This is a genomic window from Janthinobacterium sp. 17J80-10, from assembly GCF_004114795.1.
GTDB lineage: Bacteria > Pseudomonadota > Gammaproteobacteria > Burkholderiales > Burkholderiaceae_D > Paucimonas.
The window spans coordinates 164,300-182,736 of record NZ_CP035311.1; the positions used below are offsets into that span (position 1 = coordinate 164,300).

Here is an 18,437-nt window from a genome sequence, read left to right on the forward strand (position 1 = left end):
CTCAGATCAGGATGCTCAAGGGGTTTTCAATATACTGCTTGAACTGTGCCAGCCATTGCGCGCCGACTGCGCCATCGATGGCGCGGTGGTCGACCGACAGCGTCACCGTCATCATGCTGGCCACGGCCAGTGCGCCGTCAACGACAACTGCGCGCTGCTCGGTGGCGCCAACGGCCAGGATCGCCGCTTGCGGCGGATTGATGATGGCCGAAAATTCCTGCATGCCGAACATGCCGAGATTGCTGATCGTGAAGCTGCCGCCCTGGTATTCCTCGGGCGAAAGCGCATTGCTGCGTGCGCGCGCGGCCAGATCGGCGATTTCGGCGCTGATGGTCGACAACGATTTGCCTTCTGCCGCACGCACCACCGGCGTGATCAGGCCGCCCTCGGTGGACACCGCCACCGAGATATCGGCTTGCGCATACTTGCGCATGGCAGTATCGGTCCAGCTGACGTTCGCTTCCGGCACGGCGCGCAAGGTTGCTGCTGCTGCTTTCACAATGAAATCGTTGATCGAAATCTTGCGCGGCGCACTGGCATTGATTTCCGTGCGCAGGGCAATCAGCTTGTCCATGCGGCAATCCGCCTTCAGGTAGAAATGCGGGATGCTGGATTTGCTTTCCGTGAGGCGGCGCGCGATGGTGCGGCGCATGCCGGAATGTGCGACTTCGACATAGGCTGCACCCACGCCTGCCGCCACTTGCGCTGCGGCAGGCGCCGCGGCCTGGACTGCTGCTGCGGCAGGCGCTGCGGGAGCACCTTCGACATCGCGTTTGACGATACGGCCACGCGGGCCGCTGCCCTGCAATGCGCCCAGATCCACGCCGCGTTCCCGGGCGACGCGGCGCGCCAGGGGGCTGGCGAAAATGCGTCCGCCATTGGCAGCGGCTGCCGATGTTGCCGCCGCAGGTGCTGCCGGCGGCACGGCGATTGCCGCACCTGAAACGTTCGCCTCAGGAATCGCAGCCAGAGGAATGGCTGCAGCAGGCGCCGGGGCGCTTGCCACGCCAGCCGCAGCCAGAACGGCGTCGATATCCACATTGGTTTCACCAACGGCAAACAGTACCGCGATCGGCGCGCCGACTTCGATATCTTTGCCGGCGGGGGCGAGGATCTTGCCGAGCACGCCGGCTTCATCGGCGTCGAATTCGATCAGCGCCTTGTCGGTTTCGATCTCGGCCAGGACGTCGCCCACCTTGACGGCGTCGCCTTCCTGCTTGGTCCATGCCTTGATCACAGCCGACGTGGCGTTGGCAGCGATCTCCGGCATCTTGATTAGTTTAGCCATTTCAGTCGCGTCCTTATTTCTTCAGGTCGGCGCGATAGGCGCCAATGTCGGTGTATTGCACCAGTTCAAGCACATTGCCTTCCGGATCACGGCAAAATGCCAGGTACACGCCAGGGCGCACTTCCACGCGCTGGTTGCCGGTCATGAATTCGATGCCCGCTTCCAGCAGCTTGCCGATGGCAGCATCGATATCTTCGACGATGAAGGTCAGGTACGTGGCATTGGGCTTGTCGAGGATGTACTTCGCAGGCGCGTCTGCAGCCGGTGGCGTGTTGGGCGCCAGAAGCTTGATGCGTTCGCCGTAATTGGTCTGCAGGCGCACGACGGTATAGCCTTCCGCCGACAGCGCCGATTGCGCTGCCTTGTCGGCGCCGATCCGGATTTCGCTGATAAAGCTAAAGCCCATCACTTCTTCATAGAAGCGGCGCAGCTTGGGCAAGTCGCGGCAGGCGATGCCGACTTCCAGGGGGACGATCATATTGATGCTCATATCTGTTCTCCTTGATTACGCTGCGCCCTTGTCGCGCATGACTTGCCTCAGACCCTCGACCACTTCCTCGGTGCGCGCGGCAGCGGCACGCTCCAACACCTTGGAAATGCTGGGCGAGGCTTCGCTGCCGGACACGCGCTGCACCGGCTGGTCGAGCCAGTCGAAGTAACGGCGGTGGATTTCATCGGCCAGCCAGCCGCCGTAGGACGTACCGATCGAGCCTTGTTCCACGATCAGGACATTGTTGGTCTTCCTGATGCTCGCTTCAATCGTCTCCCAGTCGATGCTGGCGCGGTCCAGCCAGCGCAGGTCGACCACCTCGGCATCGATGCCGGTCTGCTCCACTGCTTCGAGCGTATGCGCCACCATCGACAGGTAGGTCAGCACGGTGACTTCGGCGCCGGCACGGCGCACGGCAGCCTTGCCGAACGGGATCTGGTAGTCGAAGTCCTCCACCGGCGCGATGCCCGAGGCGTTGTACAGGTCGACGTGCTCGATCACCAGCACCGGGTCCTTCAGCGCCAGCGCCGCATTCATCAGACCGACGTAGTCGAACGGCGTCGAAGGCGCGACGATGCGCCAGCCGGGGCTGGTCGCAAAAATGCCGGCCGGGTCCATCGAGTGTTGCGAGCCGTAGCCGGTGCCCATCGCCACCTTGGTGCGCAGCACGAACGGCATGTCGATATCACCGCCGAACATGTGGCGCGCCTTGCCGATCTGGTTGAACACCTGGTCGGCGGCCACCCACATGAAGTCGGGGTACATGAATTCGACCACGGGCTTGAAGCGCCCATCCATGGCCATGCCGCCGCCCAGACCGACGAAAGCGTTTTCGCTGATCGGCGTGCCGAGCGTGCGGTCGGGATACTTGTCCTTCAGGCCGCGGGTGGCGCCATTGGTACCGCCCTTCAGGCGATGCACGTCTTCGCCCATCACCACCACGGACGGGTCGACCGCCATGCGGCGGTCCATCACATCGGCCACCACGTCGATGAATTTTCGGGTATCGAGCTTGCCGGTGAAGCTGGCCTGCTCTTCGGTGCGCGCGCCATTCAGTTCGGACAGGTCGCCGCGCACGCCGACATTGCGGAAATCCGGGCTTGGCCAGAGTTCCGGGCGGATGCGCTTCTTGCCGGCCTTGCCATTCGGATCGGCTTCGGTGAGCGCTGCCACGGCCTTGGCCATGGAAGCCTTGATGCGGTTCCGCAGCGCCAGGATGCCGGCGGCATCGATCAGGCCGCGCTCCTGCATCTTGGTGCCGAGCAGTTCGAGCGGATCGCGCGTGCGCCAGCTCTGCTCTTCTTCACGGGTGCGATAGCCAAAGGCGCTGCCGGGGAAGCCGCCGTTCTGGTGGAAGAAGCGGTAGACATCGGCTTCGATGACGGTCGGGCCCTTGCCGGCGCGCATGTGCGCCAGCGCTTCGTTCATCGCGAGATACACGGCCAGCGGGTCCATGCCGTCGACTTTCCAGCTCGGGATATTGAAAGCCAGGCCGCGCGCCGACAGGCGCGGTTCGGCCGTGGCTTCATTGACGGTCGTGGAAACCGCGTAGCCATTGTTTTCGATAAAGAAGCACAGGGGCAGCTTCCATGCCGCAGCAAGGTTCATGGTTTCCAGCACCGAGCCGATATTCACCGCGCCGTCGCCGAAATACGTTACCGCCACCGCATCGGTGCCGGCATGCTTGTGCGCCCAGGCAGCGCCTGCCGCCAGCGGCGCGCCGCCGCCGACGATGGCGTTGGTGCCGAGCGCGCCCGCTTCTTCCCAGCGCAGGTGCATGGAGCCGCCGCGGCCGCTGCAAAAGCCTTGCGCCAGACCCAGGATTTCCGCCAGGGTGCGCTGCAGGAGCGTGTCGATTTCCGGCGTCAGCTCGGCTTTCGGGTCGACGCCATCGGGCGTGAGATAGCCCAGCGCCTTGGACAGGAACTGGTGGTGGCCGCGGTGCGAACCGTTGACCTGGTCAGCCCCCGTCAGCGGCACGATGGAGCCGGCGGCGCCGCCTTCCTGGCCGATGGCAGAGTGGGCCGGGCCGTGCACCAGGCCATCCATGGCCAATTCCAGCACGACTTCTTCAAATGCGCGGATCAGGTGGGAATGGGTGAGCAGCGTGCCGAGCACCGCCGGGTCGGCGGCTGCCCAGTCGGCATCGGTCGTGCGCAGTTCGACCCAGTTGGACGCCGGGACGAGTGCAATGTGGTCTGACATGGTGTCAATCTCCAGATAGAGGGTATGAGTTTGGTTCGGTTCAGATATAGCTGTAGGCAGACCAGCCGCCATCGGCGACGATGGCCTGGCCATTGATGTAGGCGGCGCTATCGGATGCCATGAACAGCGCCAGCGTGGCGATTTCATGGGTCTTGCCAAGGCGGCGCGCCGGCGTGCGCTTGATCAGCGCGTCGTAATCCATGCGGCCGGTGCGCACCAGCTCATCCGTCAGCGCGGTCTGCACATAGCCGGGCGCCAGCGCATTGACGCGCAGGCCGCTTGGGGCCCATTCCACCGCCAGCACCTTGGTCAGCATCACGACGGCTGCCTTGCTGGCGCAGTAGGCGGCACGCTCGGGCGCAGCCACCGTGCCATACATCGAGGCGGTATTGAGGATCACGCCGCTGCCCTGGGCAACCATGCGGCGGGCCACGGACTGGGCGCAATAAAAGGCGCCATTGAGATTGATATCGATGGCACGGCGCCAGTCGGCGGCTGCCAGCTCCAGCGTTGGCTTGTTCATCGAAATGCCGGCGTTATTGAGCAGCACGTCAATGCGGCCGAAGAGCGCCTGCACGTCGGCGACAGCGTTTTCCACCGCAACTTCGTCAGTGATCGACGCCACGCAGGTGGTGACTTCAATGCCAGGATAAGCAGCCTGCAATTCCGCCTGCGCCTTGTCCAGTGCAGCGGCGTTGATATCCAGCAGCGCCAGCCGCGCACCATTGATGGCAAAGGCATTGGCCATGGCGCGGCCGATGCCGCTGCCGCCACCGGTGATAAACACCACCTTGCCGGCCAGGTCGGGAAAATTCTTGTACTGCACTTCTGCATGCAACGCATGCGCGTCGATATCTTTTTGCGTGGTGTCTTGGACCTTGCTCATACTGCCAACCAGTCTTTCAGGAGTTGCGGATTGCCGGTCAGTTCGTTGGGGGTGCCGCTGAACACGATGTGTCCATGGCCCAACAAGCAAACGCCGGTGGAAATTTTCATGGCGATGGTGAGCTTCTGCTCGATGAGCACCACCGACACGCCGCGCCGGTGGATTTCCTGGATCGCTTCACCCACCACGGTCACGATCTTCGGCGCCAGGCCTTCGGTCGGCTCGTCGATCAGGATCACTTTAGGGTTGCCCAGCAGCGAACGGCACATGGTCAGCATCTGCTGCTCGCCGCCGGAAAGGTTGCCGGCGCGCGTGTTGCGGCGTTCCTTCAGGCGCGGGAAAAAGTCGAACATTTGCTCGACGGTCCACTTGGGTGCGTCGTCGTGACCGGGCTGCATGCCCATCTGCAGGTTCTCGTCCACCGTCAGGTTGCCGAACACTTCGCGCTCTTCCGGCACGAAGGAAATGCCGGCGCGGCTGATCGTGTAGGGACGTGCACCGGTCAAGTCGCGGCCGTCCAGCAAGACCTGGCCGCCGGTCGGCGGCACCAGGCCCATGATGGCGCGCGCCGTGGTGGAGCGGCCCGAGCCGTTGCGGCCCAGCAGGCTGATGACCTCGCCGCGGCCGACATCGAAAGTTACGCCCTGCAAAATATGGCTCTTGCCATAATGCGCATGCAAATCCCGGACTTGCAAAAGCGGCGTGGATTGCTTGGTCTGGCTCATGCCGCCACCTCCGTGCCCAGATAGGCTTCCTGTACCTGTTTGTTGTTGCGGATGTTTTCCGGCGTGTCGGTGGCCACGACCTGGCCGTACACCAGCACGCTGATGCGGTCGCACAGCGAAAACACCACGTCCATGTCATGCTCGACGATCATCAGGGTGCGCCCCGCCGTCAGCTCGCGCAGCAAGTCCACCGTGTAATCGGTTTCCTCGCGCGACATGCCAGCCATCGGTTCGTCCAGCAGCAGCACCTTGGGGTCGGAGGCCAGCGTCATGCCGATCTCCAGCGAGCGCTGCTCGGAATACGACAGCTCACCGCCCAGCGTGTCGCGGTGGCGCGTCAGGCGCACCTGTTCCAGCAACTGCTCGGTCAGCTCGCGCACGCGGCTGTAGCCGGCAATCGGACGCCACAGGGTGTACTGCATGCCGAAGCGCTGCATCACGCCCAGGCGCAGGTTTTCGAATACCGACAGCTTGGGGAAGATATTGGTGATCTGGAACGAGCGTCCCAGGCCGAGATGGTTGATCTTTTCCGGCGCCAGGCCGCTGATCAAGTGCTGGCCGAGCCGGATCTCGCCCGAGCTCGGCTTGAACTGGCCCGAAATCAGGTGGAACACGGTCGACTTGCCGGCGCCGTTGGGGCCGATGATGGCGTGACGCTCGCCTTCGAACAATTCCAGGTTGACGCCGCGGATGATATGCGCTTCGCCAAAGGATTTATGGACGTCGCGCAGCGACAGCGCGATCGGCCTGGCTTGATTGTGGACTTGCGTGCTCATGCCGCCTCCGTGTCGTTGAGCGCTTGCCAGCGGGCGCTGGTGAATTTTAGAAGTGCAATGCCGATCGCCAGCAGTGCCACCGGCAACAGCCACGTCGTGATGGCGCCGGGCAGCCAGGCGCGGCCGAACAACTGGATTGCCGGCCAGGCGCGGCCGGCCACCAGCGAGAACTGGTAATCGTCAGCCATGAGGCGTTGCAGCAGCTCGACGGTGAACACCACGCCGGCCGCGCTCACCAGGGTGCCGGCAGTCCAGCCCAGCATGTAGCGCAACAGGGTCGCAGCGGATTGCTTGCTGCCCTGCCACCAGGCGACGATGCCCGACAGGCCGGACGGCATGAACATCATGACCGCCACGAAAATGATGCCCTGGTACAGCAGCCAGGAGCGCGTGAGGTCGGAAACCGCGTAGCCGAAGAAAGTCATCACCGCTGCGCCCAGCGCCGGACCAAAGAACACGCCGACGCCGCCGATATAGGAATTGAGCACCACTTCGGAAGACAGGCGCACTTCGAACAGCGAATAGTTGGCCGCTTCGTTGCTCATGGCCAGCAGGCCGCCGGCAATGCCGGCAAAGGTGGCGGAGATCACGAAGACCATCACGCGCGCCATGTGCACGTTGTAGCCGAGGAACTTCAGGCGGTGCGCATTTTCACGCAAGCCCAGCGTCAGGCGTCCGAGCGGGGTGCGCGTGAAGAAATACAGCAGGGCCAGCGATACCACTACCCAGGCCAAGGTCAGGTAATACACTTCGGCGGCCGAGCCGAAGGTAAAGCCCCAGGCCGGCATGCGCATGGAGGGCACGCCGGCTTCGCCGCCGAATACACTCTTCAAGTGCGGCGCCAGGGCATGCAGCAACTCTGCCAGCGCCAGCGTGATCATGGAGAAATACACGCCGCTGCGCTTGGTCGAGAACCAGCCGGCTGCCAGGCCGGTGACGGCACCACCGATGGCGCCGAAGACCGGCAGCAGCGGCGTCGGCAGCAAGCCCTGGCCGGAGAATGCATTCATCGCATGCAGGGTCGCGAAGGCGCCGATGCCGTAATAGGCGCAGTGGCCAAAGGACAGCATGCCGCCCTGGCCGGCCAGCACGTTGAAGGCGCTTGCAAACAGTGCCGCGATCAGCATCTGGATCGCAGCATTGAGCAGCGTCGCCGACAGGAAGCCAGGCATTGCCACCAGCAGAAGCAGTAGCGCCGCCACCAGGATTTTCGGCAGCAACGGCAGGCCCGCGGGCTTCACCGCAGCGACTGGCGCGACGGCGACCTTGTCGAGCGAATTGTTTATCGTGTTCATTCCTTTTCTCCCATCAGGCCGGACGGACGCACCAAGAGCACCAGCAACATCAGTGCGAATGGAATCGTCGCAGCCAGCGAAGATACTTTCAGCGTCAGCAAGCCGCCGACTTGTTGCGCCCAATTGCCGGCGCCGACATACGCCAGCAGGTCGGCTGCCGTCAGGTCGACACCGACGGCAAATGACGAAATCAGGCCGATCAGGATCGACGCCACCATGGCACCCTCGAGCGAACCCAGGCCGCCGATCACCACCACGACGAACACCAGCACGCCCAGTTCCAGCGCCATGTTCGGATTGGTGGTGTAGAAAGCGCCGGCCACCGCGCCAGCCAGGCCGGCGAGTCCGGCACCGACGCCGAACACACCCATGAACACCAGCGGCACGTTATGGCCGAGCGCCTCGGCCATCTTCGGCCGGTAGATTGCCGAGCGCACCACGATGCCGACGCGGGTGCGCGACAGCAGCAGGAAAATGAGGCCGAACATCAGGAGCGAAATGCCACCCATCATCACGCGGTAGAAGGGATAGTTGGTGCCGAACAGCTGGAACGCCGCGAAATTCAGCGAAGCCGGCACCTGGTAATTGACCGGATAGTTGCCGAAGAAAAGCTTGATGAGTTCGGCGATGATGAAGGACAGGCCGAAAGTCACCAGCAATTCATGCGCGTGACCGTACTTGTGCACGCGGCGCAGGAAGAAGCGCTCGACGACAACGCCGAGGAAACCGACGATGATTGGCGCAATGATGATCGCAGGCCAGAAGCCGACCACCTTTTGCAGGCTGTACGCCAGGTAGGCGCCGATCATGTAGAACGAGGTGTGGGCGAAATTGAGCACGCCCATCATGCCGAAGATCAGGGTCAGGCCCGCGGAGACCATGAACAGCAGCAAGCCGTAGATGGTGCCGTTGATCAGCGATACGGTAAAGAATTCCATGACTTTTCCAGAATATGCGGGACAGGGAGTCCCGTTGCGCGCATGGCAGACATGCGCGGCAGGACTTTCACGTCGCGCGGCGCCGTGTCAGGTCACGGCGCCGCAGCGTTCACAACGCCTTAGGAGGGGCGCTGCATGTTGCAGGAGGCCTGCACCGGGTTGGCGGCGTCGGCAGCGCTGAAGGTCTTGACGACCTTGAAGCCCATGTCGGTGCCGTCGACCTTGAACTTGGCGCCCTTGTCGACCTTCGAGACGACCATCGGCAGCTGCACCTGGTGGTCAGCCGCGCGCATCGTCACGTCACCCATCGGCCCGGTGATCTTGGCCTTTTCGAGGTTCTTGGCCAGTTCGGTGACATTGATGCCGTCGCCGGCCGGCTTGGTGCCCTTCAGGGCCACTGCGAGCATCTGCATGCCGAAGATGGTTTGCGGCTCGACGTAGGCCGGATAGTGGCCGGTCTTGGCCTTGTAGTCATTGCCGAATTTCTCGGATTCCTTGTTGGCCTCGACGTTGTAGGTATGCGAGACATAGTGGCCCAGGGCGGTTTCACCGGCATTGCCGATATTGCCCGGCTGGTCCAGGAACACGGTGCCGAAGTCGGCGGTCAGGCCGGCAGCGCGCGTTGCCTTCATCAGCAGCAGCAAGTCGTTGGACCAGTTACCGGTCAGCACGGAGTCCGCGCCGCTGGCCTTGATCTTGGCGACGTAGGGCGCAAAATCCTGGATCTTGTTGACGTCATGCAAGGTGCTCTCGACCACGGCGTAGCCGCCGGCGGCCGCGTTGTCCTTGATCGCCTTGTCGACGTCCATGCCCCAGGAATAGTTCTGGTTCATGGCATAGACCTTGGTGCCCAGCGCCTTGGCTTCCTTCATCGCCGGCACCAGTGTCTTGATGCGCATGATGGCGTTGGTGGTGAAGCGGAAGTGGTAGAAGTGGCACTTCTCGCCGGTCAGCTCCAGCGCTTCGCCGCCCATGTTCAGGTACAGCACTTCCTTGCCGGGGTTGCGCAGGTTGTGCTTGCGCACGTCTTCGGTGATCTGGCCAGCTACGGCGGACGAGGAACCCTGGATGATGATCTGGGCGCCCTCGGCGATTGCCGCCTTGACCTTGTCGGAGGCGCCGGCAGTGCCGCCCTGGTTGTCGTACTCGGCAACAGCGATCGGCGCGCCGTTCCAGCCGCCGGCCGCATTGATGCGGTCCAGTTCATATTTGATTGCAGTGCGGTACAGCAGGCCGGTCGAGGCTTGCGGTCCCGACAGTGTTTCCACCAGCGCGACTTTCAGCGGCGCGGCTTGCACGGCACCTGCGGCAAACAGCGCGCAGACGGACAAGCTGATTTGTTTTTTGTTCATTGAGATATCTCCATTATGGTTTTGTCACACAATCAGGCGCGGCGGTAATACCGACATCAAACCTGGATTAAAAAAGGCTTGCAGTTCAGGGCGTCACAAGCCGCGTCGCACTACTTTGTTGAAACTCTGGTCAAATCAAGTTGAGGAACTGCGCCATGCGCTCGATCTGCACTTCCATCATGTGACGGCCAAAATGCACCGTCAGCCCACGTGCGCCGGCGCGCGCCAAAAGCGGCGTGACATCGGTTTTCATCACGGCCTCCGCCACCACGGCGCCGGCCGGCAAGTGGTCCGGCGAGAACGGCAGCGCGTCGCTTTCGTTCAGGCCCAGCGAGGTGGAATTGATGGCCAGCGTGTAATCGGTCGGGGCAGCATCGGCCAGGTGCACCTGCAATTGCGGATGATGCGCGCGCAAATCCTGCGCCAGCTGCTCGGCGCGTTCAGCGCTGCGATTGTGGATACCAAGGGCGGCGATGCCCTGCTCGGCCAGCGCATGCGCGATCGCCTTGGCGGCGCCGCCGGCGCCGGCCAGATAGACGCGGCGCGCGGCCAATTCATGGCCTTGGGCCAGCAAGCCGCCGACAAAGCCGGCGCCATCGAAGTTGCTGCCGATCACACTGCGCGCGCCATTGCCCGCATCGGCAAAGCGCACGATATTGACGGCGCCCACGCGGCGCGCCGCATCGGAAAGTTCAGTGCAATGGGAAAGGATGGTTTCCTTGAACGGGATCGTGACGACCAGGCCGGCGAGGCTGCGAATGTGCGGCGCGGCGGCCATGAAACTGGCGAAATCCTGCGGCAGCACATGAAAGGGCACCATCACGGCATCCACGCCGCGCTGCGCCATCAGTGCATTGAAGGCCTGTGGCGTACGCACATGGCCAATCGGGTCGGCAACGATCGCCACCACGCGCGTCTTGCCGCTGATAACACCTGTGTTGCTGGCAATCGCCATGCTGTCTCCTGGTTTGCGCCGCCATCCGTCCATACGGTGGCTGGTCTTTTGATTTTCTTGTCGGCAAGTATTTTGCGCTTGCCGCAGTAGGATTTTAGCCAGATGTCTGATAAGCTTTTAAACATGTCAGACAAGTTGTGTGGCGATTCTACCCACGAGTTTTTAAGGTGTCAACCGCCCGTTTGTTCAGACCTGAAAAAACCTATTTCAATCCGAAGGAGACAAGATGATTTCATTTAAGGACAAGAATTTCCTGATCACCGGTGCTGCCGGCGGTATCGCCCGCGCGACTGCGCGGCTGGTGGCGCAGCATGGCGCCCGCGTGGCGCTCAGCGACGTCAACCCGGCGGCGCTGGCGGCATTGCAGGCCGAACTGCTGGAACTTGCGCCGCACGCCCAGATCAGCGTGCATGCAACCGACGTCTCCGACGCCCAGGCTTGCCGCGCGACCGCACAGGCCGTGGCGGCGCGCTTTGGCGGCATCGACCACCTGGTGCATGCCGCCGGCATCTATCCGGAAAAACTGGTGGCGGACATGAGCGATGACGAATGGCACAGCCTCATGAAAATCAACCTGGACGGCAGCTTCTACATTTGCCGCGCCGTCATCCCCTATCTGAATGAAGCCAGCTCGATCGTCACGCTGACGTCGGTGGCGGGGCAGCGCGGCAGCTATGCGCATGCCCACTATGCGGCTTCGAAGGGTGCGCTGATCAGCTTTTCGCGCAGCCTGGCACTGGAGCTGGCGCCAAAAACCCGCGTCAACGCGCTATCTCCGGGTATCATTGCAACGCCGATGACAAAAGACTTGCTGGCCAAAAACGAGCAAGCGCTGCTGCAAAACACCCCGCTCAAGCGGCTGGGCACGGCGGAAGAAGTTGCCGGCGGCATTGCCTTCCTGTGTTCGCCGCTGGCCGGCTTCATCACCGCGGAAACGCTGCAAGTCAATGGCGGCCTGTATATCAATTGATACCCCGAATCATGAGAAACGAAACAGCACGCTTGCCGTCACATTCGCTGACTGAAGAAATCGTCGAGTGGCTCAACGAGGAAATCCGCTCGCAGCGGCTCAAGCCGGGCGACAAGTTGCCTAGCGAAAAGCAGTTGGGCGAACAGTTTTCCGTCAGCCGCTCGGTGGTGCGGGAAGCCGTGTCGCAACTGAAGTCGGAAGGCATCGTCAGCGCCCAGCAGGGGCGCGGCGTGTTCGTCAATGAACGCGGCTCGCGCCAGGCATTCCGCCTGGACGCCATGGCGCTGGATGATGCCCAGGGCCTGGAACATGTGATCGAGCTGCTGGTGACCATCGAAGCGGCGGCAGCGCGCTATGCGGCCTTGCGCCACACGCCGGCGGACTTGAAGCGGATCAAACAGGCGCTGGTCGGCATGGAGTACGCCATCGTCAACGACAAGCTCGGCGATGAAGAGGATTATGCCTTCCACCAGGCCATTGTCGACTCCACCAAGAATCCGCACTTCCAGATGCTCAACGAGTACCTGGAACAGCACGTGCGGCGGCTGATCCGGCAGGCGCGCAGCAACACTGCGGCGAATTACAACAACCTGGTCGAGGCGGTGCAGGGCGAACACAAGGCGATCGTGCAGGCGATTGAAAAACGCGATCCGGCAGCGGCAGCGCTGGCGGCGGAAACGCATTTGCGCAATGCCGCCAAACGGCTGAACAAGTATCTGAAGGATTGAGGCAAGGCTGACCGGCCGCAGGCGCGACAGTCAGCCGACGCGCGTTTTACTGCCGTGCGCCGAAGCGCGCGAACAGCCCTGCTGCCATTGCCTCGATTTCGTCGCGCATCGCCAGCTTGCCCAGCCAGGCGACCGGGATCGCCTCTACGCCGTAATAGGCGCCTGCAAGCTGCCCGACGATTGCCCCGGTCGTATCGGCATCGTCGCCAAGATTGACCGCTTTCAGCACGGCCGCCTCGAAGCTGGCGGTCTGGTAAAAGCACCACAGGGCTGCTTCCAGCGAAGCCACGCAATACCCCGTGCCGAAGATCTGTGCTGCATCTTTTTCAAGAAATGCGCCATCGGCCAGCGCGGCAATCTTTGGCTGCTGTGGCTTGAACAGCAACCCGTCCAGCAGCTTGTCGCGGTGGTGTCCCGCGAGCGCCCGGCTGATCAGCTCCGCAAACAGCTGGCAGCTTTCCACGGCTTCCGGCGCGCCATGCGTGGTGCGCGAACTGTGGGCGGCGTAGGCATGCAGCGCCAGCGGGTCGTGATGGGCGAACAGCACCACGGGCGCGAGCCGCATGAGCGAGCCATTGCCGGCCGTATGCGGGTCGGTCGCACCGCTGTAGGGTTCGCGCAATCTGACAAAGCGTTGCAGGGCATTGCGCACGGTATTGCCGATGTCGAAACAGTCGCCTGTGGAACTGAGATAGCCCCATTCCCACCAGTTCAGATAGCGGTTCATCTGGTCGGCAGGATCGAAGCCATCTTTGGCAAGCAGGCTCTCCGCCAGGCACAGCGCCATCGACGTGTCGTCGGTCCATTGCCCCGGCTTTAGCTTGAACGGCCCGCCGCCCACCATGTCGGTCACGGGATCGAAGGTGCCGCGCGGAGAGAATTCAACGGCGGTGCCGACGGCGTCGCCGCAGGCCAGCCCCAGCAGGGCGCCAAGATACCTGTCGCGCAAATCGGTCATGGTCATTCCGCAAGCAGATGCAGGAAGGTATCGAGGATATGGAAGTGGTCTTCAAAGAATTCCTCTTCCATCGCCGCCAGCTGGGCGATGGGCATCCAGCGCACATGGGCGGCGTCGTCGCCTGCTTGCACTGTCGGCAATGCCGCACCCTGCAATGCAAAATAATGCGCATGGGTGATGGTGCGTCCGCGCTGGCTGCGGTCCGGATGGTCGAATACCTTCACGTCACGCAGCGCCGCCAGCAGGATGGATGCGTCCAGCGCCAGGCAGGTTTCCTCGGTCAGTTCGCGCAAGGCGCTTTTCAGCAAGCGTTCGCGCGGCTCGACAAAACCGCCAGGCAGCGCCCACTGGCCCTTGCCGGGAAAGCCGCCGCGGCGAATCAGCAGCACGTGATTGGCGGCCGTGACCACGGCATCGACCGTGGAAAAAATCGGCGCATAGGGCGCCGCCGCCCAGGCTTTTTTGTAGTTCGCCACCAGCCGGTGTTCCTCGGCCAGCGCGACGTAGTCGGGCGACGCCATCCAGGACTGCAGGTTCGCGCGCACTGTGGACGGCACCAGGCTGTCGAGTGTGGCCAGCGCCTGCGCCGGGCTGGCGGCGTCGTACAGGATGGCGCGAATCGTCGTGGCATCGATCCCGCCGGCATTTTCCGCGGCGACCAGGCGCCATTGCGGGAAGTGATTCAGGTAATAGCTGGAATCATCCTTGAAGTGGCCAACCAGGGCAATTCTTGCGCCCTGCGCGCCCTGGCCCGCCTGCCCTTCCACGGCGCGGCGCAAGGCGGCCGACCAGCGCGCGTCGTCGTAATAATCGCGCAGCGGGATGAATGCCACGCGCGCGCGCTCCTGCTCGGACAGGGTGGCGGCAATCATTGCCGCGCGCTCGCGCCAGGTAAACGGGTTCTTTGCATTCTTGGCGCGATGGGACGAACCCAGCACGACCGCGACCCGCGGGGCGGTATCCAGAGCACGCCGCAGCAGGAAAGCATGGCCATTATGGAAAGGCTGGAAGCGGCCGATCAAAACGGCAAGGTCAGTGGGATTGTTCATGCGGACATTCCTGATGGTCTAGTCGTACTTTGCGGCGTTTGGCATCCGGCGGCCATGTCATGCACAAAATCGCCGTACTGCGCATCGCTTCCCGCCAACGGCATTGCAATCATATTCATTTTGTGCCCCGCAAGATGACGCCATTGATGGCAGCGGTCAGGTCGACCTGGCCGTCGATTATCCGCCTTGCCGGGTCGGGATTGACGCGCCGGATCAGGATTTTTTCCACCCGCAGCGGGTACTTCTCGCGCAGCTGCTGGTAAATTTCCGGGTCACGCTCGCCATCGTCACCCATCAGCACGAAACGCACATGCGGCAGGCGCGCAAAAATCCCCTCGAGCTTGGCGCTCTTGTAGGCAACCTGGTCCGCGAGCGGATCGCTGGTACGGTCGTTGGTCACACGCTTGGTCAGCAGTACGCCCGGCGGAAAGCCGTTATGGTCCAGGAAATCGAGGATATTGGCCTGCAACTGGCGCGGCGAAGCCGACAGGTAGATCACGGGCGCTGCCGCCGGCTGCGGATTACGGGCAGCAACATTCCGGATGAATTGGGCGGCGCCCGCAACTGCCTGGCGCTGGCGGGGGTTCTTGAGGAAGGTATTGGTCAGCAGCGCGCGCTTGCTGTTGACCTCCGTCACCAGCAGCGTGTCATCGAGGTCGGAAATGACGCCAATGGTATTTTCTGCGGGGACCACCAGCAGCCGGCCATCGGCCGCGACATCGCCGACCTGGCCGCGCACCGTGTGCCAGCCCGGCGCCAGCGCCGGCATGCCAGCCACCGCCTGGCTGAAATACCCTTCCTCATCGGTCCTGACGTCAAATGCGCGCCCGGCCACGTCCAGCCTGACGCGCGCATGCTCGCGCTCGCTGTTGACCATCAGGCGCGCATTGCGCCACAGGTTGCGCCACCAGGGCGCGTCGTCCCTGTGCGCCGCGCTGCCGCGGTCTTCGATGACGCGCCCTTCGATGACGGCGGCGCGGCTATCGCCGAAGGCCGGGTAAATCACCAGGGCGTCGCGGTCGTCATCGGCACGGACGCCGCTCACCAGAAACACCAGGCACGCGAACGCAGCGGCCATGCGGGGGCAAAAGAATTTCATGCAGATACGTTTTCCTTTCTGCCAGCCTGGGAAGTGCTGGCCGGACGCACCGCCAGCACCTCGTCAAGCACCCCTACTCCTGCCTGCGGGCGACCCAACGCCAACGCACGCCCGCGCATCTGCGCCAGCTGTGCGGGATGGGCCAACAAGTGCCTGACACGATAGACCAGCGCATCGCCATCGACCGCCTTCAGGGCCACACCCTGCTCCAGCAGAAAGTCGGCGTTGCGCTCTTCCTGTCCGGGAATGGGCGAATTGACGATCATCGGCAAGCCCATGGCCAGGCATTCCGACGTCGTCAGACCACCCGGCTTGGTAATCACGAGGTCGGCGCACGCCATCAGGCGCTCGACCTTGTCGGTAAAACCGTGCGGGAACAATCGTCCCCGATGGCGCGCCGCCAGGGCTTGCAAAGCCAGCAGCGCCGCAGCATTGCGCCCGGCCAGAACGACCAGCTGGAAATCGCCCTCCAGCGTCAGTAACCGGGCTGCAACGGCATCGAGGCTGCCGAGGCCTGCGCCACCTCCCATCAGCAAAATCGTGGTTTTGCCAGGATCGACGCCAAACTCGCGCGCACAAACGGCGCGCTCCAGCGGTGCGGCGAAGGCGGGCATAATCGGAATGCCGGTGACGTGGATGCATTGCGGCGCGATCCCGCATGCCTGCATGCGCCAGGCCACTTCATCATTGGCGGCAAAATAGCCGGCCATGCCTTCGTGCACCCACATGCGGTGCAAATCAAAATCGGTTACCTGGACCCAAACGGGGCAGGACAGGCGTTCCTTGCGGAGCATGCGCGAGAGCAGTTCAGCCGGCAGAAAATGTGTGCACACGATGGCATCCGGCTGGAAGCGCTCGATCTCGCGGCGCAAAGCGGCAGTGTTCAGACGCTCGACAGCACGGCGCAGCCGCTCCATGTAACTGTTGGGCTTGGCCTCGTGCGTGAACTGATAGAGGTAACCCCACAGTGCTGGCGCCTTGTTGACCAGATTGATATAGAAATCCGTGTACAGCTTGCGGAAGGTCTTTGGCACGAAATCCATGACATCGAGATGCGTGGCGTGCGCCGCGCCACCAAAGGACTGGGCATGACAGCGCAGCGCTTCGGCAGCGCGCATGTGTCCTGCGCCGGCCGACACGCTTAACAGCAGGATTTTTTTCGGAACCATGTGCCCCTACGGAGATGAGTTGGTGATTTTGGCATTATGACAAAAAAAAAGCCCGCCAGCGTTACCGCTGCGGGCTGAACCAGGCCGCCATCCGTCTTTAGCTCAATGCATCATCGCTTCTGTTGGGCGCCAGGCGTGGCAATTTCGGCATCCAGCTTTACAACGTCAAGTGACAGAGGCTTTACGGGCAATGCAAATTTCCCTTCCGTCAGGCCCAACGCTGCCGGCGTCAGCGTGCCAATGGCAGCCAGCAGGCGATAGCTGCCGATCAGCGTATCGTTCATCGCATTAAACTTGTTTGACAACACGGCGTAGTATTCCACTTCCGCATCCAGCACATTGATGGCGGTTTCCTTGCCCGCGTCACGCAAGCGCTTTCGGTTCTGCATGACATCGTAGGAAATACCTGCAGCACTTGCGAGCAGTTCCTCGCGCTCGCGGCCATTGATCAGCTGATTCCACGCAATACGCACAGCTTCGTCTGTCTTGTTAATGACGGCGACCTCCCGATCCAGCGCTGCCTGGTGCTGGATGGTTGCCGCCTCCGTGCGATTGGTCGTTTCGAAGCCGGCAAACAAGTTCCAGCTAAGCCGCATCAACACCGAGGTTTCATCGCGCCGGGCAATGGCGTTGACATTTTTTTCGGCGCCACGGGTGCCCACCAGATCCACCGAGGGAAACATGCCAGATCGCTCAACGGCAATCTGCTTTTGTGCCTTTTTCGATTGCAGATAGGCTTCCTTCAGGCGTGGGCTCTGGTCCCGCCCCTGCGCAAGGGCAGCATCGAGCGACTTCGGAATACGGTCGTTGAAGATACCCAGTTCCTGCATGCCGGCCAGCTCCGGCGCGTGACCGAAGACCTGGTGATAGTTCGCCACTGCATCGCGCAAGCCCTGTTCGTAAAACACGCGCCGTTCTTTCACCAGTTGCAGGCGGGCGCGCGCCTGCATGACATCGACGGCAATGCCGCCGCCACGCTCGACGCGCTGGTTCTCGAGCTGCAGCTGGCGCTGTGTCGTTTCTTCATTACGGCGCGCAATGGCAATCAGCGTCTGGTAACGCGCCACCTGCACGTATGCTGTGATGCCCTCAAACAGCAAATCCTGCGTAGTCGAGCGCAGGCTGTTGTCCTGTGCCGAGTAGTCGATATCAGCAATCTCGACCGCAGCGGCAGTGCGTCCACCCGCATACAGGTTTTGCTCGATGGTAGCCGTCAGCTTGCGCCGGTTGAGGTCGGTGATGGAGGTCTGCGTGTCGATCTTTTCCTTGCCAGAATCGCCGGAAATGGAAAAACGGGGATAGTAACCCGCCGCTGCGACGTCGCGCCCCTTGTCGGACGCCTGTACCGATTTGCGGACCGACTTGAGCAGCGGATGCTCGACCAGCAAGCCTTGCAATTCGCTTTCCAGCGAGCGCGCCCATGCTGGCGTGCTCATTACCATGGCAGTGATCAAAGCGGCGACTGCCGTGCGCTTGAATGTCATTTTATTTATTCCTGTTAAGACTGCGAAAACAGCGACGATTATTAATAAAAATCCGAAGAGATGGCATCCG

The 18,437-nt window shown here is 62.5% G+C and carries 17 protein-coding genes; 2 read left to right on the top strand and 15 right to left on the bottom strand.

The window, feature by feature from the left end:
- Nucleotide 1 precedes the first annotated feature (1 nt).
- From EKL02_RS00700 to EKL02_RS00745, 10 genes are all read right to left on the bottom strand, one after another.
- Entirely contained in the window at nt 2-1,288 is a 1,287-nt protein-coding gene (locus EKL02_RS00700; RefSeq protein WP_128900234.1) for a pyruvate dehydrogenase complex dihydrolipoamide acetyltransferase, read from the bottom strand.
- Between the two features lie 13 nt (nt 1,289-1,301).
- The gene (locus EKL02_RS00705; protein WP_128900235.1) at nt 1,302-1,778 is read right to left on the bottom strand and encodes a VOC family protein; all 477 of its coding nucleotides are present in this window, start codon (nt 1,776-1,778) and stop codon (nt 1,302-1,304) included.
- A 15-nt stretch (nt 1,779-1,793) separates the two neighbouring features.
- Nucleotides 1,794-3,983, bottom strand: coding sequence for an alpha-ketoacid dehydrogenase subunit alpha/beta (locus tag EKL02_RS00710; protein ID WP_128900236.1), 2,190 nt, complete (start codon nt 3,981-3,983; stop codon nt 1,794-1,796).
- A 40-nt stretch (nt 3,984-4,023) separates the two neighbouring features.
- The gene (locus tag EKL02_RS00715) at nt 4,024-4,869 is read right to left on the bottom strand and encodes an SDR family NAD(P)-dependent oxidoreductase (protein ID WP_128900237.1); all 846 of its coding nucleotides are present in this window, start codon (nt 4,867-4,869) and stop codon (nt 4,024-4,026) included.
- On the bottom strand, nt 4,866-5,594 hold the full coding sequence (locus EKL02_RS00720; RefSeq protein ID WP_128900238.1) for an ABC transporter ATP-binding protein: 729 nt from the start codon (nt 5,592-5,594) through the stop codon (nt 4,866-4,868). The genes EKL02_RS00715 and EKL02_RS00720 overlap by 4 nt, the downstream gene beginning before the upstream one ends.
- Nucleotides 5,591-6,370 (bottom strand): ABC transporter ATP-binding protein, encoded by a 780-nt coding sequence (locus tag EKL02_RS00725; protein ID WP_128900239.1) that lies wholly within the window; start codon nt 6,368-6,370, stop codon nt 5,591-5,593. Before EKL02_RS00725 ends, EKL02_RS00720 begins: the two co-directional genes overlap by 4 nt.
- Nucleotides 6,367-7,542: a branched-chain amino acid ABC transporter permease gene (locus EKL02_RS00730; RefSeq protein ID WP_241687890.1), complete on the bottom strand. Its 1,176-nt coding sequence runs from the start codon at nt 7,540-7,542 to the stop codon at nt 6,367-6,369. Before EKL02_RS00730 ends, EKL02_RS00725 begins: the two co-directional genes overlap by 4 nt.
- Nucleotides 7,543-7,661: 119 nt before the next feature.
- Complete coding sequence (locus tag EKL02_RS00735; protein WP_128900241.1) at nt 7,662-8,603, bottom strand: branched-chain amino acid ABC transporter permease; 942 nt, start codon at nt 8,601-8,603, stop codon at nt 7,662-7,664.
- A 119-nt stretch (nt 8,604-8,722) separates the two neighbouring features.
- Complete coding sequence (locus EKL02_RS00740) at nt 8,723-9,955, bottom strand: branched-chain amino acid ABC transporter substrate-binding protein (RefSeq protein WP_128900242.1); 1,233 nt, start codon at nt 9,953-9,955, stop codon at nt 8,723-8,725.
- Between the two features lie 130 nt (nt 9,956-10,085).
- Nucleotides 10,086-10,910: a shikimate dehydrogenase gene (locus tag EKL02_RS00745; RefSeq protein WP_128900243.1), complete on the bottom strand. Its 825-nt coding sequence runs from the start codon at nt 10,908-10,910 to the stop codon at nt 10,086-10,088.
- Nucleotides 10,911-11,136: 226 nt separating this feature from the next.
- Here EKL02_RS00745 and EKL02_RS00750 point away from each other — a divergent pair, with 226 nt between their 5' ends.
- On the top strand, nt 11,137-11,880 hold the full coding sequence (locus EKL02_RS00750; protein ID WP_128900244.1) for an SDR family NAD(P)-dependent oxidoreductase: 744 nt from the start codon (nt 11,137-11,139) through the stop codon (nt 11,878-11,880).
- A gap of 11 nt (nt 11,881-11,891) precedes the next feature.
- Nucleotides 11,892-12,608, top strand: a complete 717-nt coding sequence (locus tag EKL02_RS00755; protein WP_128900245.1) for a FadR/GntR family transcriptional regulator — start codon at nt 11,892-11,894, stop codon at nt 12,606-12,608.
- Between the two features lie 46 nt (nt 12,609-12,654).
- Here EKL02_RS00755 and EKL02_RS00760 read toward each other — a convergent pair whose 3' ends face one another.
- From EKL02_RS00760 to EKL02_RS00780, 5 genes are all read right to left on the bottom strand, one after another.
- Nucleotides 12,655-13,566 carry an ADP-ribosylglycohydrolase family protein gene (locus tag EKL02_RS00760; RefSeq protein WP_206732429.1) on the bottom strand — a complete coding sequence of 304 codons (912 nt, stop codon included), beginning with the start codon at nt 13,564-13,566 and terminating at the stop codon, nt 12,655-12,657.
- A 2-nt stretch (nt 13,567-13,568) separates the two neighbouring features.
- Nucleotides 13,569-14,615: a bifunctional nicotinamide-nucleotide adenylyltransferase/Nudix hydroxylase gene (locus tag EKL02_RS00765; RefSeq protein WP_128900247.1), complete on the bottom strand. Its 1,047-nt coding sequence runs from the start codon at nt 14,613-14,615 to the stop codon at nt 13,569-13,571.
- A 115-nt stretch (nt 14,616-14,730) separates the two neighbouring features.
- Complete coding sequence (locus EKL02_RS00770) at nt 14,731-15,714, bottom strand: phosphatase domain-containing protein (protein WP_128900248.1); 984 nt, start codon at nt 15,712-15,714, stop codon at nt 14,731-14,733.
- The gene (locus EKL02_RS00775) at nt 15,711-16,883 is read right to left on the bottom strand and encodes a glycosyltransferase (RefSeq protein ID WP_128900249.1); all 1,173 of its coding nucleotides are present in this window, start codon (nt 16,881-16,883) and stop codon (nt 15,711-15,713) included. Before EKL02_RS00775 ends, EKL02_RS00770 begins: the two co-directional genes overlap by 4 nt.
- Before the next feature lie 110 nt (nt 16,884-16,993).
- Nucleotides 16,994-18,367 carry a TolC family protein gene (locus tag EKL02_RS00780; protein WP_164931908.1) on the bottom strand — a complete coding sequence of 458 codons (1,374 nt, stop codon included), beginning with the start codon at nt 18,365-18,367 and terminating at the stop codon, nt 16,994-16,996.
- Nucleotides 18,368-18,437 lie beyond the last annotated feature (70 nt).